This window comes from Paenibacillus sp. 19GGS1-52 (assembly GCF_022369515.1).
Classification (GTDB): Bacteria; Bacillota; Bacilli; order Paenibacillales; family Paenibacillaceae; genus Paenibacillus_AQ.
The window spans coordinates 5,362,925-5,379,899 of record NZ_CP059724.1 but is presented as its reverse complement, the minus strand read 5'-3'; the positions used below and the strand labels follow the sequence as shown (position 1 = coordinate 5,379,899).

The 16,975-nt window shown below is 40.9% G+C and carries 17 protein-coding genes; 10 read left to right on the top strand and 7 right to left on the bottom strand.

Annotated elements, in window-relative coordinates; genetic code table 11:
* Positions 1-40 precede the first annotated feature (40 nt).
* Entirely contained in the window at positions 41-1,513 is a 1,473-nt protein-coding gene (locus tag H1230_RS24870) for a DHA2 family efflux MFS transporter permease subunit (RefSeq protein WP_239712524.1), read from the bottom strand.
* 161 nt (positions 1,514-1,674) lie between these two features.
* Here H1230_RS24870 and H1230_RS24865 point away from each other — a divergent pair, with 161 nt between their 5' ends.
* The gene (locus H1230_RS24865) at positions 1,675-2,394 is read left to right on the top strand and encodes a TetR/AcrR family transcriptional regulator (protein WP_239712523.1); all 720 of its coding nucleotides are present in this window, start codon (positions 1,675-1,677) and stop codon (positions 2,392-2,394) included.
* A 534-nt stretch (positions 2,395-2,928) separates the two neighbouring features.
* Here the strand turns inward: H1230_RS24865 and H1230_RS24860 are convergent.
* Positions 2,929-3,321 carry a MerR family transcriptional regulator gene (locus H1230_RS24860; protein WP_239717549.1) on the bottom strand — a complete coding sequence of 131 codons (393 nt, stop codon included), beginning with the start codon at positions 3,319-3,321 and terminating at the stop codon, positions 2,929-2,931.
* A 119-nt stretch (positions 3,322-3,440) separates the two neighbouring features.
* On the opposite strand from H1230_RS24860, the gene H1230_RS24855 reads away from it, so the two are divergent.
* Complete coding sequence (locus tag H1230_RS24855; RefSeq protein ID WP_239712522.1) at positions 3,441-4,490, top strand: NAD(P)-dependent alcohol dehydrogenase; 1,050 nt, start codon at positions 3,441-3,443, stop codon at positions 4,488-4,490.
* A 245-nt stretch (positions 4,491-4,735) separates the two neighbouring features.
* Here H1230_RS24855 and H1230_RS24850 read toward each other — a convergent pair whose 3' ends face one another.
* Together H1230_RS24850 and H1230_RS24845 are read right to left on the bottom strand one after the other, a co-directional pair.
* Positions 4,736-5,146, bottom strand: a complete 411-nt coding sequence (locus H1230_RS24850; protein ID WP_239712521.1) for a DUF2000 family protein — start codon at positions 5,144-5,146, stop codon at positions 4,736-4,738.
* 1 nt (position 5,147) lies between these two features.
* A complete protein-coding gene (locus H1230_RS24845; protein ID WP_239712520.1) occupies positions 5,148-5,705 on the bottom strand; it encodes a type 2 periplasmic-binding domain-containing protein in 558 nt (185 codons plus the stop codon).
* 203 nt (positions 5,706-5,908) lie between these two features.
* Between H1230_RS24845 and H1230_RS24840 the strand changes: the two genes are divergently transcribed.
* A complete protein-coding gene (locus H1230_RS24840) occupies positions 5,909-7,153 on the top strand; it encodes an ATP-grasp domain-containing protein (protein WP_239712519.1) in 1,245 nt (414 codons plus the stop codon).
* Entirely contained in the window at positions 7,150-8,409 is a 1,260-nt protein-coding gene (locus H1230_RS24835; RefSeq protein WP_239712518.1) for an MFS transporter, read from the top strand. The genes H1230_RS24840 and H1230_RS24835 overlap by 4 nt, the downstream gene beginning before the upstream one ends.
* Before the next feature lie 113 nt (positions 8,410-8,522).
* Here H1230_RS24835 and H1230_RS24830 read toward each other — a convergent pair whose 3' ends face one another.
* Positions 8,523-10,400: an ATP-dependent DNA helicase gene (locus H1230_RS24830; RefSeq protein ID WP_239712517.1), complete on the bottom strand. Its 1,878-nt coding sequence runs from the start codon at positions 10,398-10,400 to the stop codon at positions 8,523-8,525.
* A gap of 460 nt (positions 10,401-10,860) precedes the next feature.
* On the opposite strand from H1230_RS24830, the gene H1230_RS24825 reads away from it, so the two are divergent.
* The 3 genes from H1230_RS24825 (at position 10,861) to H1230_RS24815 (ending at position 13,734) form a co-directional block, all read left to right on the top strand.
* Complete coding sequence (locus H1230_RS24825; RefSeq protein ID WP_239712516.1) at positions 10,861-11,346, top strand: site-2 protease family protein; 486 nt, start codon at positions 10,861-10,863, stop codon at positions 11,344-11,346.
* 296 nt (positions 11,347-11,642) lie between these two features.
* Positions 11,643-12,350, top strand: coding sequence for a DNA alkylation repair protein (locus H1230_RS24820; protein WP_239712515.1), 708 nt, complete (start codon positions 11,643-11,645; stop codon positions 12,348-12,350).
* Positions 12,351-12,450: 100 nt separating this feature from the next.
* Positions 12,451-13,734 (top strand): DUF1963 domain-containing protein, encoded by a 1,284-nt coding sequence (locus H1230_RS24815; RefSeq protein WP_239712514.1) that lies wholly within the window; start codon positions 12,451-12,453, stop codon positions 13,732-13,734.
* 288 nt (positions 13,735-14,022) lie between these two features.
* On the opposite strand, the gene H1230_RS24810 is transcribed toward H1230_RS24815, so the two are convergent.
* Positions 14,023-14,313, bottom strand: a complete 291-nt coding sequence (locus H1230_RS24810) for a hypothetical protein (RefSeq protein WP_239712513.1) — start codon at positions 14,311-14,313, stop codon at positions 14,023-14,025.
* Positions 14,314-14,566: 253 nt separating this feature from the next.
* On the opposite strand from H1230_RS24810, the gene H1230_RS24805 reads away from it, so the two are divergent.
* Entirely contained in the window at positions 14,567-14,932 is a 366-nt protein-coding gene (locus H1230_RS24805) for a LytR/AlgR family response regulator transcription factor (protein WP_239712512.1), read from the top strand.
* A gap of 194 nt (positions 14,933-15,126) precedes the next feature.
* The gene (locus H1230_RS24800) at positions 15,127-15,924 is read left to right on the top strand and encodes a metallophosphoesterase (protein ID WP_239712511.1); all 798 of its coding nucleotides are present in this window, start codon (positions 15,127-15,129) and stop codon (positions 15,922-15,924) included.
* Between the two features lie 108 nt (positions 15,925-16,032).
* Here the strand turns inward: H1230_RS24800 and H1230_RS24795 are convergent, their stop codons facing one another.
* On the bottom strand, positions 16,033-16,206 hold the full coding sequence (locus H1230_RS24795; RefSeq protein WP_239712510.1) for a hypothetical protein: 174 nt from the start codon (positions 16,204-16,206) through the stop codon (positions 16,033-16,035).
* Positions 16,207-16,358: 152 nt separating this feature from the next.
* Here H1230_RS24795 and H1230_RS24790 point away from each other — a divergent pair, with 152 nt between their 5' ends.
* Entirely contained in the window at positions 16,359-16,964 is a 606-nt protein-coding gene (locus H1230_RS24790) for a TetR/AcrR family transcriptional regulator (protein ID WP_239712509.1), read from the top strand.
* The last annotated feature ends 11 nt before the right edge of the window (positions 16,965-16,975 follow it).

The following is a 16,975-nucleotide window of genomic DNA, read 5'->3' as shown; positions in this document are numbered from 1 at the left end:
TTCATTTCGCTTGCAGCTTGTAATAAGTTTTTCCTGATATCTACTCTATTGCAATCACAGGTGTTTTGTTTGCTTCACCAGGCGTAAGGCCTGCATTCTTAGCAGCGGGACGCTTTAATGTGATTGCCAGCAATAACCCAGCCACTGCAATGATGGCGAGTAATTGGTAGGTGTTGTGAAATGCATGCGTCATCGCATTTGGCACTGGTGCCTCGCCATTGCTCGCATAATGATCGGTACGGCTGACAAGGAACGTTGTCAATCCTGCGATAGCGAAGGATGAAACTACTTGCTGGGCGGCACTTGTCAGTGAAGTGACTCTTCCGACCAACTCCTTAGGTGCCGTTTGGATCAAGTGTGTATTCAAGGCGATAAAAGACATGCCAGAACCGAGTCCGAGCAGTATGCGTGGAAACAGGAATGTCCACGAACTGTCGCTTGGATCGATCATGGAGAACATATAGGCGCCAACCGTTATGAGAATCAAGCCGCCGACCACTAGGGGGCGTGCGCCGACCCGGTCGAACAAACGTCCGCTGAACGGCATCATGACACCGGAAGCAATGGCCTGGGGCAATGACCAGAAGCCAGCTTCAAAAGCACTCATTCCCATAAGTCGCTGCATGAAATATGGAACAGCGAAAATCATGCCGAACAAAGCGAGTTGTAAAACCCATTGCACCAGAATCCCAAGGGTAAATTGCATGGAACGAAAAACTCTCAGCTCTAGCAATGGCTCCTTCTTGCTCCGGAGTTCAACGATGACAAACAGAATCAAAGCGACTGCACCTACGGTAAGACCAGTGATCGTTTTCACCGTAGTCCACCCTTCTCCCCCTTCGCTTAACCCGTATGAAAGGCCACCGAATGCTAACGGAGCGAGCATAAATCCTAAGGAATCTAGCGGAGCAAAAGCCTTTTTCGGTAGATTAGGCAGTAACAGGATGCTTAAGATAACCCCAACAATGCCGACCGGAATATTGATTAGAAACAACCATCGCCAGCTCACGTAGTCAACCAAATACCCGGATACGATTGGACCGAGTGCAGGTGCGAGCAGAACTGGAACTCCCATGATGCCCATGATCCTGCCTACCGATTCGGCAGGACTGATTCGGTAGATCATTGCGAAGGCGATAGGAGTAACCATACCTCCACCCAAGCCTTGCAAGATTCGGAAGAATATCAACATCTCGGTCGAGCCCGCGAACGAACATAAGATCGAACTGCCAATGAACAAGATGATGGAAATAATAAAAATTTGCTTGGCTCCGAACCGGTCGGACATCCACCCAGCTAACGGAATAACGGAAGCCTGGGCTAGCGCATAACCAGTAATTGTCCATTGAATAAGGGTCAATGAGCTTTTAAAATCTTCAGCAATAACCGGAATGGCGACGTTAACCGCTGTGCTGTCTAGAATAACCATGAACAATCCTACGACAATAGCGATCAATGGAGCAATGAGTGAACGGAGTGATGCGGACTCACTAACTGTGGAAGCTTCTGGCATGTTAATCTCTCCTAACTATTCGTAATTTGTTTAAAAAGAAAATAACACAAATTATAAACGAAGTAAACGATTTTAGTAAAAATAGTTCAATTCGCATACATGGTTTAAATAATTAGTGGATTGCTTTATAATGAAATTGGCAACACAGGAGGTGTTGGAACATGTCGGAGGTAGATTACGATCCGTTGTCCTCGAAACGAGAAAAGCTTCTCGTACGTTTGATCCCCTATATCCAAAAACAGGGCATCAGCCAGATGAAGATGGAAGATGCGGCTAAATGTATGGATATCAGCAAGGCAACCCTGTATAAATATTTTGACTCCAAGGATGAAATTGTAGGGCGTCTGCTTGAACAATATGTGCAATTTCTTTCCAATCTGATCCTGCTGGAAGCTCCCCAAAACCTGTCATCTGAGAGGATATCGCAGCCGTCCGAAGAAGAGCTGAAGGTTTACAACGAATCTTTCGCCAAGGTGTTTAGGATGATGATTAAGCAGACGTTCTTCCTAACGGATATACTGCTTCAGGATTTATTAAATGGGTCATATCCCCAATTGTCGGTCAAACTTACCCAAGCCTTAGACCAATTTCAGAAAAAACTCGTCGCCTACTTCGATAGCGGCATTGAGTTTGGTATGTTTTATCCCATCGCCAACACTCAAATTTATCTAGTGCAGATGGATCTAATGATAAGAAAACTGATGGACCCTAAGTGGCTGATGATGCAAAATATGACGTTGAAGCAAGCGCTGATGGGTTTCTATAAAGCGATGAAGCACCAGATTTTTTACGAAAAGTGGATTTGTGAAAATGATTCTGACATTGAAGCCTTTTTGGATAAGCTGATCATGGATAAGCTGATCATGGAGAAGCTTTCCTAGGATTAACGTGACAAGCTTGGATAAGCGAGATCATAACGAAAAACGACAGCCGGTCCTAAGCCAGCTGTCGTTTTTTATTATGATAAATACATTAACCATGCACCAACAACCGGTTGAGGCACGTATAGCTCTTCCAGTGCTAAGTTATTTTGAAGATCACACATATCAGCTTTTTTCAGCTACACACCGAATATTGGCAATCCAAGTGAGGGAATTATATGGCGAAAACATTGCGTAAAAGAGGCAGGGACAAACAGGGGGATGGAATGAAATTCAGGTTGGAGAAATTGCCGTAGCCATTCGCAAGAGCCCAAGCAACAACCAGTAACTGAAAGCTCTGCTAAAGAACAAAGCCACAGAATGCGCCCTTAATTCTCCGGAAGCTACCATTCATTTGGGTGAATCCTTGCTGCGTGATGAATAGCCATTCTCCGTCACACCCCCTTAAAATGTTCAAGTGCTGCTTAAGTTTGATGAAAATGAGGACTAGAGGAAGTCCTAGACACTAAGTTGAAATGAGGGGATAGAATTTTTTTATTTTTTTTTATGAACAGCTTCTGTACCGCTAGCCAAGGCGGTCTTGTAATATAAACATTTATATTCTATGACTTCCATCGTTTTTTTTAGTTCTGCCATTTGTGCTTCTACGGAAGCTTTCTGCTGCAGGAACATGTCATATCTTTGCTGCAGGGTTGAATCTCCCTCAGAGCACCACTCAATAAAATGTTTAATTTCCTTAATCGGCATCCCGGATGACTTCAGGCATTCAATTACTTTTAAAGTGTCCATATCTGATTCCTTGAAAATGCGTTTCCCGCTGGAAGTCCTTTCTATAAAAGGCATAAGACCTTCCTTATCATAGTAACGCAGGGTATGTGGTGTCATGTCAAAGTATTCTGCAACTTCACTTATAGAGTATGTCTTCATCATGTATCTCCAGTCTTAATTATAATTCATGCTTGACTTAGAGTTAACTTTAAGTGATAACATATGTTTTGTAAAGTATGTACTACAGATATTAATATTACTAGAAGAGAGGTTACACTATGATAAAAGTTAATGCACGCGCTACATTCAGTCAGGAAGGTCCGTTCAAGCTAACCACCATTGAGCGCCGTAATCTTCAGCCGCACGATGTTCTTATTGAGATTAAATACGCTGGGATTTGCCACTCGGATATTCATACCGCCCGCGGGGAGTGGGGGCCGGTCAACTATCCACTCGTTCCAGGGCATGAGATCGCCGGAATTGTTAGCCAGGTCGGTTCCGAAGTCACAAAGTATTCCATTGGTGACCGGGTAGGGGTAGGTTGTATGGTTGACTCCTGTGGAGAGTGCAGTAATTGCCATAAAGGCGAGGAGCAGTATTGCCTAAATGGAAATACGGGCACTTATGGAGCTATCGACCGATATGGGAAATATACGCAAGGTGGGTATTCCACCCACATCGTTGTAACAGAAAACTTCGTGGTCCGAATTCCTGATGCGATTCCGCTTGACGCCGCTGCACCACTTTTGTGTGCTGGCATCACAACCTATTCACCGCTGCGCCATTGGGGAGCCGCTCCAGGCAAAAAAGTAGCTGTGGTAGGTCTTGGAGGACTTGGACACATGGCTGTGAAGATCGCTCATGCCATGGGGGCTGAGGTTACTGTTCTATCACAGTCACTGAAGAAGAAGGAAGACGGTTTGCAATTAGGTGCGGACCATTATTATGCGACTAGCGATCTGGAGACATTTAAGCAGCTTGCCGGTTCATTTGACTTGATCATAAATACAGTAAGCGCACAGATTAATATTGATGCCTATCTTTCGCTCCTGGCGCTGGATGGTACCTTAGTCAATGTCGGTGCACCCGCTGAACCATTGGCAGTTAACGTATTCTCGCTGATCGGTCACCGCCGCTCATTTGCTGGGTCAATGATTGGCGGAATCCGTGAAACGCAGGAAATGCTTGATTTCTGCGCTGAACACAATATTGCATCTGAGATCGAGGTAATTTCTGCCGACCGGATTGATGAAGCCTGGGAACGTGTACTCGCTTCAGATGTCCGTTATCGGTTTGTAATCGATATCAGTACGATGGGGAATGAATAAGGATCATCCTCTTTTTTGACATCGCATCGTAAAGAAGTTGATCTCAAGCCATACAACATTAAAAAGTGACTTATCTGCGGATGAGTTGCTTTTTGCTGTTCAACGTGCCAGAGGCACGTCGCATCGTCCATTACGCGGACGGCTGAAAATCTACGTGAAAACGTCAAGAGCAGGAGAGCGAGTCAAAGCTTCTGTCACCGGTGTCCCTTTAGCGTAGACAGATTTCTTCACAATATAATCGGATTTTATTTTAGGACACTATACTTCTTAGTAGTCGCTCGAACTAACTCGTCTTCTCCCCAAACAATAACTCCAACAACTTTTGTTTCTTCAGTTTCTTTTATAGATATCTCTAAAGAATATTGATCATAAGCATTATTTAAGAATTGACCCGTTTGTGAAAACACAACACTATTCAAGTTAGGTATATCCTCTGATATTAATTTAATTAAATTGAGAAGTTGATTCTCCCCAGCTTTTAGAATTACTGTGCTAAATTTGATGCCGGCATGTTGCACGTTATTTTTATCAAGAACAGGTACTTCAGAATATAAATTTGGATCCTTAAGGGATGCCTGCCCCATTAATAAGGCAGCCACATTTGATGCAGCACCTATTTCAAGATTTTTTTCTAAGATAATGGCTATTCTCTTCATATTACAGCTCTCTCTCCTTGAGTCTTTTGATAAAACATACCCATGGCATGTTTATGCCTTTTCGCAGAACTTTGTAAGTTGTAAGCCCATAATGGTCAGCACAAAGCTGGTTGGTAATCGTTATGGAACGATTTATGTTTTTAATTACCATTCTGCAACCTTCAGGATTGGAGGATACAGCAATATTTTCTTTATAGCTAGTTGTAATTTCTGATAGTAAATATGTAGTAGCAGGATGATGAAATATAATATCAATATTTTCGGGACATTTCCCCCCAAAACCGCTTAGAACTAAAGCAGGGATTTTCTTAACAAAACTTTCAGATACCTCTAATTCGGAATCCATTATAAAACTATTAATTTTAGGATATGCACCGGGAACTAATAAACAAGAAATTCTTTCGGATTTTAAATCTTTGGCAGCCTCTTCAAAAAGAGGGTAGGGAACGATAGTATCAGCGTTATTCAGATTTTTGGCTATATGCATACTGCATGTTAAGAATCCTTCATTGTCTCCTAGTGTACCTAAAATAGCATATCTACTTTTTATAGTCTCCAAATTTCCATATCCTCCCTATTAATGTATATGATAATGATGATATTATCAAATAAAGTAAATGTCAAATAATTACTTATATAATAAATTTTATATATCTAAGTTAAAATTTAATATAAAAAACAAATCGTTGAAAACGAAAAAAACGTGAGATATAATGTTATACAATGAATAATTATCCAATTTTATACTTATGGGGAGGATTTATGAAATCAATAGTATACATATCAGATTTTAGGTTGCCGTTTGTTTTGAATTTTATTAAACCATTAAAGAAATTTGTTGATTACAAAAAAATACTGATTATTGAACGAAATAATCTTCAAAATGAACATGTGCTCAGTGAGTTTTTTGATGAAATAAGATATATAGATTATTTAGAATCTCTAGACAGTATTAAAGAACATATTGCACAAATTAGAATGGATCATAAAATTGTGGCTCTATTAACTCCAGGTGAAAATGCTATTGAAATAGGAGGAGAAATTCGCTCAACTTTTGGTATTCCAGGTTTACAAAGAAATCAAGCGGAAGCTGTGCGAAATAAATGGATTATGAAACAAATGCTGCATCAACGAGGTATTAGAACATCTGTTACTGCAATCGCTTTGTCGGTTAGTGATTATATGGAATTTGTTGAGGTGAATGGTTTTCCTATAATTGTAAAACCATTAAGTGGCTTTGGGACTATTAATACTTTTAAAATTTCTAGTATAAACGAGTTGAATTCTTACTTGGAGAATACAAGAAAAGAACATCAGAAGGATTTGCTTGAGGAGTTTATAAATGGAAAAGAGTTTCATTGTGATTCTCTTGTATCAAAGGGGAACGTGGTTTTTTCCTCAGTATCTCAGTATTTGTATAATTGCTTAGAAATTGCTACAAGTCATAAGCCACCTGCAAGCATAACCATACCTGAAGGTTCTAATATTGAATATATTGATCGTATAAAAGAGGTGAATAAAGAAGTTATTTCTGCTCTAGGTATTAATAATTCTGTAACACATGCAGAACTATTTCTAACTCCTGAAGGAGAAGTTGTATTTGGTGAAATTGGTGCAAGAATTGGCGGGGCACAGGTAATGCCTCCATGTATAAAAAATACTCATGGAGTTGATTTTTTTGCAGCCGTCAGTGATTTAGAATTAGGCGTGTTTGAATTTAACAGATGTCAGACAGATAATAATTACACTGGTATGATATGTTTTCCTACACGTGCAGGCATCATTGAAAAAATATCTGGAATACAAGATTTTAAAGATATAAAAGGTCTAATTGATTTTAATGTTTCCTATCAAGTTGGACAGAAAGTAGGAGATGTTAAAGATACTATGACTAGGTCAGGCTTTGCAATTGTTGAAGGAGATACTTTCGAAGATCTAAGTAATACTCTTTTAGATATGTATGATCGATTTTATATTCAAGTTAAGGCAGAGGAGGGGATTCGTTGAATTTAGTTAAAACTTATGCGGGACTCACAAAAGAAATTTATTTCCTCTGCTTAGCGCGTACCATTAATAGTATTGGAGACTTTGTATTTTCTTTGATTACTTTATATCTAACTTTACAATTAGGTATGAGTGCAGTATCTGCGGGAATATTTGTATCACTAGCAGCCTTGATAAGCGGTCCAGGTGTGTTATTAGGGGGATATCTTAGTGACATAATGGGTAAAAAAACAATTATAGTTGGTGGACAATTTCTATCGTCTATCTTAATAATGAGTTGCATTATTTGGTCAGGAACAATAGCAGTAGCCTATATTTTAATAATAGTTATGTTTTCCATTAGTGTTACTCGTCCCGCCTATAATTCTTTATTAATTAAACTATCTACGGGAGAGAAAGAAAGGAAATCTGCATTTTCTTTGATGTATTTAGGAGCAAATATAGGCATAGCGGTTGGACCTCTCGCAGCTGGTTTTTTTATGAAAAATTACATAAATATTGTATTCGCAAGTATTAGTATCGTCTTTTTACTCTCAACGATTATAATCATTAGCTTAGTTAAAGTAGTGGATGACAAAGTATTTGTAAAAGATAAAAATGAGAGTGTGAACAATCAAAATACCCAGCATAACTCATCATTATTAACAATAATATTGAAAAGGCCTTTGGTTGCGTATTTCATTATCATATCATTTCTCAACTACTTCATTTATATGCAAGCATCATTCAGTATCCCTATTCAAATGAATAGTTCTTTTGGTGAAAATGGAGCAGCCTATTATGGGACTGTTATGACTATCAATGCTATATGTGTCATTATATTAACTACTTTCATCTTATCAATTACAAAAAAAATAACTGCTATAAATTCCATAGCTATAGGTGCTATATTCTATGGACTAGGCTTTGGTATATTAGGATTGCTTGACTATTCTACTAATTTTATAATAGTCGCGCTATCTACAATTCTTTGGACCGTTGGAGAAATATTAATTCAAACCAATATTAATCTATATATAGCTTCGCGTGTACCTGATACTCATCAAGGTAGATTTAATGGCTTACTGCTCTTTGTAGGATGTCTTGGATACACCTTAAGTCCATATTTGACGGGGATTTTTATAAATAAGATAGATATTGAGAATGTTTGGTTTATAATTTCAGCCTTCAGTCTTATCTATTCTGTATGTATGTTGTCACTTTTGTATTTAGAAAAAAGATCAATTAGGGGAAAAGTAAATGAAGAATTGGATTTCTAATAATGTGCCTGAAAAAATATCTACACCATCAGCAATTCGCGCAAAGCTAATTGAGGGAAATTAGAGGGTAAAGAGAAACTGTAACCGTCCCTTTGAGGACGGCACGGCTGTTTCTACTTGCCCCTACCTTTTATCCCTTTTTCATGTACAAACTTCTCCAGCACCCTGAAATTCTCGGTAACCTTTTTAAAGGGTAAAGCTTCCAGTACCTTATCCCGGTAATCCTTGCGGGCTGCAGCGGACAGACGGGAATCGAGTATGCTGAGTACACCAAGGTCCGTTTCACTGCGGATCAGACGCCCGGTTCCTTGTCTTAACCGAAGCAGCATGTCCGGTACAAAAACCTCTTTCAAGGGATTCTCTGCCAAAGATGCCTTATATTCATAGACAGGATCGGTAGGGACAGGGAAAGGCAGACGGAAAATGATTAATTGCGACAAATCGGAACCTTCGATATTCACACCTTCCCAGAATACACCCGTACTCAGAAGGACGCCTTTACTGCCCCGGAATTCAGCGATCACCCCGTCTTGGGACGAGCCTTCTCTTTGAACATGCAGCGCCCATGCAAGCTTCTCGGAGTTTAACTTCGCATGAACATACTTCATATCCTCCTTAGCTGAGAATAGGACCAGTGTCCGCCCGTCTGTTAAATTGCATAGCCTCAGCATTTCCTTGTAGGCCGCTTCAAGATAAGCTTCCCGGTTCTTATGGTTATAGTAGGGGATGTCCTTGGCAATATACAGCATGGTGTGGTTGTCATAATCAAACGGTGAAGCCTGACGTTCCATATAATCTCCCCTGTAACCAAGGGAGTGCGTCAGATAAGCGTATTGTTCCTCCAGTGTTTCTCCGCCTTGGCATAGGGTTGCTGACGTTAAGATAACAGATGTCTTTCCGTTAAATAAGGTGTATTTCAGAAACTGACTTATGCCTTTGGGACAGATACTAACGGTGCTCTCCCCCTGGGTAGTGCTTGCCCAGATCAGATAGCTGTCCTCCACTCCGGCAAGCACATCAAAGAGGACTATTAGTCCGTTTATCGCTTCAAAAGAATTGTCGATCTCCCGCTCACGCCGGGAAGTTAAGACGGAGAGGCTGAGACTGAACTCTTTCAAGTACAACGCTCCCCGTGTTAACGGAACTCCTGTGATCTCCGATACTTTTATCCGGTCATTGTCCTGCTTGGCTGTATACAGCAAATCCGCCTCTACCTGTTTGAAAATATGGCCGATGCATCTTTTTAATAATTTGAATTGCGGAATAAGATCCTTATCTGCGGATTGCTTGAAGAGAATCTGTAAGGCGTCATCCAGAATACGGCAGGTTCCCCGGGAAGTGAATTCGAGCGTTCTTGCATCTCTAACCTTTGCTTCCAGATTATGCGCTTCATCAATTACGATCAGAGACGGCAATTCCGTAATTAACCCTTTTGTTCCTTCTTTTTTCTTAATCAGATCACGGATGAGCAGGTCCTGGTTTACGATGATGAAGTCCATGTCACTGGCGTTGGCATTCATTTTCGCTCTCATCTCGTAGAACGTACATGTGCTTTTATAGTGGCATTGCTCGAATTTACAATCATTCACACAAACATTGGACCACACAGCATCACTAATTCCGCCCTTAATATCGGCTCTTTCATCAATCTCGTAATTCAAAATACGCTCGACAAGCGTGGACAGAGCGGAGCTTGAATCCTCAGGCTTGAGCAGTTCGGCTGCCCTATACCGGCAAGCATACTGCCCCATGCCTTTTCCGACTACGGTGCGAACGGTTGTAAATCCGAGCCGGCTTCCGATGAATCTCAGATCTTTATGTATCTGTTCTGAAAGTTGGATGGAGGATGTTGCAATAATGACCGGCCGCTGTGAGATCTGGTTAATAATTAGGCTGGGAATGAGGTAGGCAAAGGACTTGCCGATGCCAACTCCAGCTTCAATCATCGCGTTACGGCCATGGATATAAGCCTCAGCGATATCCAGAGACATATCCTGCTGGCCGAGCCGCTCTTTAAGACCAATCCTCGGAAATCTATCATAACCGCGGAAGATGGCATTGACTAAAGAGGGCTCGATGTCCTTTTTTAGCTCCCGCTGCTGTAATTTATAGAGATCACTTAACCAGCTAATGACGACCGCCCCTTTTCAAAATCTGCCTGATACAGTTTTTAGTAAGGTTGTAATTATCTTCGATGCTGCCCTAACAGTCAAGTGACAGAACATAATATAATGCCTTAATGATTTTTTTAGGCCAAGTCTTATCTGAAGTTTATAAAAAAGGCATGACAACAAAATTCTAATTGATTAATTCTGGTCTCTAATTAAAATTAACGTTACTAAATGGATTGAATTAAAGGAATTTGTTTCCAAATCATAGAATTTAAAAGACATACCCTTTAAATGTAGAAATGACAGGGGGATAATTCGTTCTCATGGAGATGTGGTAGCAGTGTTTTCCATTATAAATATGCTTGTTTTCTATATAATTGTGGTGCCTATATCTGTGTTTCTTCATGAGATGGGCCATGCCTTCGCTGCCTTATGTTTAACCAAGAAGGTTGTGCTTGTTTATATGGGTTCTGATAAACAAAGCAAAAGAGAAATATTGAGCCTAGGACGCTTGAAAATTCACTTAACATGGGGATTGTTCGGTAGTATGTCTACTAAAGATGATGGAGAAATTCTTTTAAGAAATCAAATTATTGGCATCTCACTGGGAGGACCACTCGTTTCACTTTTCTTGGCTGTTGCAATGCTAGTTGTGTATCTCTCTTTTCAATTGAGACCATTCTTCGGAAATTTAGTTTTTGCAGCCGCTGTGTTCAACTTCATCAACCTTTGCGTAACATTAGTTCCGACGGTATATTCAGCAGGTCCTTATGCTGGTCGCTCATCTGATGGGTATCGAATTCTTGAGGCTTTGGGAAAAAGATAGGATCACTCAGAGTATTCGAAGCTACATTCTTCCGGAATTCCGGTTATGCATGAGAATCCCTAAAATGGAATTTTTAATACATTTATAATCTCTTGACGAGGATTTCTATTTGCGTTGCCTATTGTTTCTGACAATATTACTGATGTCACCAATTTATTGTTATGCTATTTATAGAATTCAGGCAGTCCGAAGGGACACTCAGCTTGCGACAGGGAATCCCATACAGTACACTTTCTTTATTCAGTACTACCTAAGATAACTTGAGAAGAGTACTTTGAAAAAGGGAGTGTTAAATAATGAATGTAGAGATGGTTATGCAGGAGCTTGAAGCACTCGGCAAGGAACGAACCAAGAAAATATACAGCTCAAATGGCGCGCAGGAACCGCTTTTTGGCGTGGCTACTGGCGCAATGAAGCCTATCTTCAAGAAAACCAAAATAAATCAGCCACTGGCTGAGCAGCTTTACGCGACAGGGAACTACGACGCTATGTATTTCGCCGGCATCATTGCCGACCCCAATGCCATGACGGAAGCGGATTATGAAAGATGGATGGATGCGGCTTATTTTTTTATGCTGTCCGATTATGTAGTTGCAGTAACCTTGGCAGAAGCGGATATTGCCCAAGAAGTTGCCGATAAATGGATCGCAAGCGGTGAAGAGCTGAGGATGTCAGCGGGTTGGAGTTGTTACTGCTGGCTGCTTGGCAGCCGGCCAGATGAAGAATTTGCTGAAAGTAAAATTGCCGGTATGCTTGAGATCGTAAAAAATACGATTTCATTTGCTCCAGAACGGACCAAATACGCAATGAACAACTTTTTATACACAGTTGCGGTATCCTATCGGCCTCTTCATGATAAGGCGTGTGAGACCGCAAGGACGCTAGGCCCGGTAGAAATCAATGAGGATAAGGGGAAAAGCAAATTTCTTCATGCTTATGAAAATATTCAAAAGGCAGTCGACAAAGGGCGGGTTGGTTTTAAACGCAAGCATGTAAGATGTTGAGAGGTGACATCAGCTTAAGTCCATTCCGGGGCGATAGCTCGGAGATGAAGAATCAGCAGCCGACCAGTTGAAAATAATTTTACAGAATAGGAGAGGTACGATGAGCGAGCGTCTGCCCTGCCAAACCTTAGGCTGCAAGGCAAGTATTCTTCCTGCCACTGCTTTAAAAACGGGTGGAATCTGCATGCCATGTCATCAGAAGAAACTTGCGCTGGAGGAGAAGGCATATATTGAACAAAATCGGAAAGATGTTGATCTGTATGCGGGTGTAAATGATCCAGTTGAAATTCTTAAGATCATGCATAAACCGCGGAAATACAACCCGCTCGAACACGAAATAACCTACCAGAAAACCGCGCAAGAGTTGTATCATCAGTTGAATGAAAGTGATCGGGAGCGATTGGAGACCTACGCGATTGCATTGATGGAAGAAGATGATTTTGGCCAAGCTGAAACCATTCTACTGTCGCTTGCTTGTTTTTCAAGTGCACGCATCGAGCGGGGGCTGGAGGTTTTTTTTCGTAAAGGGAAGTATTATCCCGGTATTCTCTATAAGGAAGCGAGTCAGGATATCCGCGATAAGCTCATTCATCAGTTGGAGTATAATTCAGCAAACCGTAATCACTTGCTGCTTGCATTGGCCTGGATTGGCGATGAAGAGGTTGTTCGACAGTTCGAGACATGGCGACAGCATCCGCCTCAATGGGCATCGGAGTTAAATACGTCTCCGGAATCCTATTCCCACGAAGCAGGATGGGAGTTAGATACGGGCGGAAGGAAGAAGCTGCTTTATTACCCAGAGAGTTATCCTCTTAAAGTATGCGCAGAAGGGGAAAGTGGAATGAATCGGGCTCATTCAGCGGTAGTTGTACTGCAGTCGAGTGAGTATTCCTGCCCTTGGTGCGGTAGCAAATTGACAGTGCTGTTTGATTACAATTTGCAGCATCCGCTGATTCAATATATGAAGCTTTCCGGCCAACGGTTAAGGATTGCAGCTTGCATGCACTGTAATTGTTATGGCACGGTGTTTATGAAAGTGGATCTGGATGGCGGGTACTCGTGGAGTGAATATAATGTCGTTCCCGATTTTTTGCCTGAAAATAAGGACATAGAAGAATTATCATGGCGTGCCATGCAACTATCGGAACAGCAGATGGGTACCTATGAACATGCGTTTTGGACGCTTGAGGCGCCTGCGACGCAGATTGGGGGACATCCGGCCTGGATTCAGGATGCGGAATATCCTGTCTGCCCCTGCTGTTCAGTGACAATGAAGTTTATCGCACAAATAGACATGGAGCAGGTTGAGTTCAGCGAGGGGATTTATTATATATATCTGTGCGAGGCTTGCCTGATCGTAGCTGTGAATTACCAGCAGACGTAAAGTCATTTACTGAGTTTGAGGCACATGCCATTGTTGCGAAAGCAATGGGAATAACGGGTATTGGAGTAAGCTTGCGCCCAAAGCGTATATTTTAAAGGTGGAGGCCGCAACCATCGTGCAAAGGCTTTTGCAAGAGTCCGAATTAATTTAATATATCGGTGTTATTTTCAGGCTTATTCGATGGGTGCATAAGTTTTATAAGGCGAAGCGGTGAAAATGAACTAAGCAGCATGCCAATTGGCCTGCTGCTTTAGGGTTCGATAACTTTTAGATATTTACTGTTCCCGGTTATTCCGTTGGCGGCAACTGAGAAAGAGTAAACTTCTTTTTGTCCAATTCTTTGGATAACTCAAGTTGATGCTGGTTGAACTTTTTAATGTCTTCTTTTAATTTGCTGATACGACTCATTTTACTGCTTAAATCACTGGGGGAAGAGCTTAATTTACAGTCTTTCTCTATTTGGCGAATTTTAAGAAGAGCTTTGTCTGTTTTTTTCTTTTGTTCTAACATTCTGGCTTCAAGTTCAGCGATTTCTTGATTTAACCGGCTTAAGACAGATTTAGTGAAACTAATAGCCATTGTGAACACCTCTTACTTCTACTTATATTGTACAGCTCAGATATTATTCTACTACATGCCTTTCTTTTATGCGAGAAATGGGCGTTATTTTGGACTACGGCGGATCAATAGGATTACACAGTAAGCGTTCCGTATAGATGCTATTGCGACAATTGAAGCCTATGATAAAAATGAGGAGAATTTTCTGTCATTTTGCTATCATTGGCGTAGGTTATACTTAGCTTATCATCGGGTACGAGAGGAGGCGTGTAGGTTGAAGGTCGTTATTATTGATGACGAGAAGGCTATGCACGTAATCATGGACCGAATGCTCGCTAAGGTAAATGAGATCGAAATCGTCGGAAGCTTCCAGGAGACCACGGCTGCTTTTTCGTATTTGCTGAATCATGATGTGGATTTGCTATTTTTGGACATTGGTATGCCCAGAGAGAATGGCCTTGAGTTTGCTGAACGATTAAGAGCAAGCGGAAGGCAAATGAGGATTGTATTTGTGACATCCTATAAAGAATATGCGTCGGATGCATTTGATGTACATGCCTATGACTACATCGTAAAGCCTGTTATACAAGAAAGACTCCATAAAACAATTCAAAGAGCACTTGCGGAACAGCGGTACTAAGCCTTGTCACAAATGAAATGGAATCCACTCAAAGCAGCCACTCCAAAGTTTGGGGTGGCTTTGACTTTTAGCACGTTTTAGAGTGTTGTGGTTAATCTATATGTTCCTAACACAGCTATTTGTCTAAGACCCGTTAACCTTTATTGGAATATAAATACTACATGTATTTAAAAAAACATAAAAGGGGGTTCACGATGAAACCACAACGCACATTGAAACCACGCACATTGAATCCACTGCTAAAGGCTCAGGTTATTCACTTCGCAGTTGTAGGCGATAGCCATGTGGGATATGGGAATAGTTCGAGCATTTTTAAGAATCTATTGCCAAAAGTAGTGAGTAGCAAGAATAAAAGGTTTATTATTTTTGGGGGTGATAATGCACAGGCGGGAGCTGATCATGGAAATCATGCCGATGCGTACTACAAAGACTTCAAAGATACGGTTACAAAAACTTTAGGAAGCATACCTTATAAAGCATCGATAGGAAATTGGGAAGCATCCACTCGACCTTTATTCACCCAATATTTAGGGCCTGTTACTGGCCAAATGAATTTCCCGGGAACACAGGGTAGGGTGAAGTATGTTTGGTTAGATTGTGCACTTGGGGAGTTTAGTCCAAGCAGTATAAAATTGTTGGGAAATTTAGATGATCAACATTATTATATTATTGATTTTCATTGGCCCTTGAAGGTAGCTGGGATAACGGTAGATTCCAGCCACGTTCTAGATCAAACGGAAACCACTAAGTTCTTCAAGGCTATTCCTCCAAAAGTCAGAGATAGAGTTTTGGCTATTTTTACTCATCATGGACATAAATTTTATCGAAAACTCACTAATATTTATCCAGGTTATGCAAAGACAAAGTTTTTTGTATGCGGATGTTCAGGGGATTATAAATGCACCCCAAGCGGTCGTGGTTATTACGATGCAACCTTGACAATCAATGGTAGTCAATTCAGTATCCTGGTAAATCAAGTGAAAGTAATATAAGAAAAGCCAACTTACCTTCTGATTAAGGTAAGTTGGCTTTGTTTAGTTAGTTAATGGTGCTTTTCTTTTACTGTTCTTAGGCTTCTTCTGTGATTAGCTTCTTCAGCTTCACATCGGATGGTCAATACGGGCAAGCCATTTCGTTCCATACTTATCGAACAGCTTACCAGTGACGGGCATCAGCAAGCCAGACTCCAATGCGTTATACCCACGAGCATTCTGAAAGTACAGGGAAGCAGCATCATGTCTGCGCACATCACAAGGGTAACTGCGATACCGCATCGACTTAATACATACTCTGTTGTATAATTTACAATGTATAAATTAGATAATATGTGAAATTTTTTTGTTATCAAGTGCTGTTTTTCTGAAAAAGAAAAGAAAATTCATGAATTGTTATTTATTATAAAAAATAGAAGAATGGAGAGAATCGGATGAATAATACGACACCTCACACGGATCCTCGGATACTACGCACGCGTCAATTGATTAAAGATGCCGTTATTGAATTGCTTCAGGAAATGGATATCGAGAAAATTTCAGTAAACCGACTGGCGGAACGCGCCACCATCAACCGTGTAACTTTTTATCTGCATTATCGAGATATTCCCGATATGCTGGAAAAGATGGCGGATGAGATGGTTCAGGACATACGACAGGTAATGAATAGAAATCCGCTAAATCTAAATTCAACAGATGAAGAATATTGGAAAATGCTAGTTAAAATGCTAGAACATATTCAGGACCATGCGAAATTTTACAAGGTTATTCTCACATCGAAACAAAGTACAGTCTTTAGGGATCGTCTGCTAAGTGTGATTACGGAAATGATTTCTGCACGGCTGGAGAGAGGGGAAAGCGACTCTAACATTTCAACAGAAAATATACAAAAGGACATTACCATATGGTACGGCTCCTCAGCCTTGATTGGTACGATTATTGCCTGGCTTCGTAAGGACATGCCGTATACACCGCTTTTTCTTGCCCGGCAAATTGCGTTGCTTCGATCTCAATATAAAAATGAAAATGAAAATGCGTAAAGGATATTCCA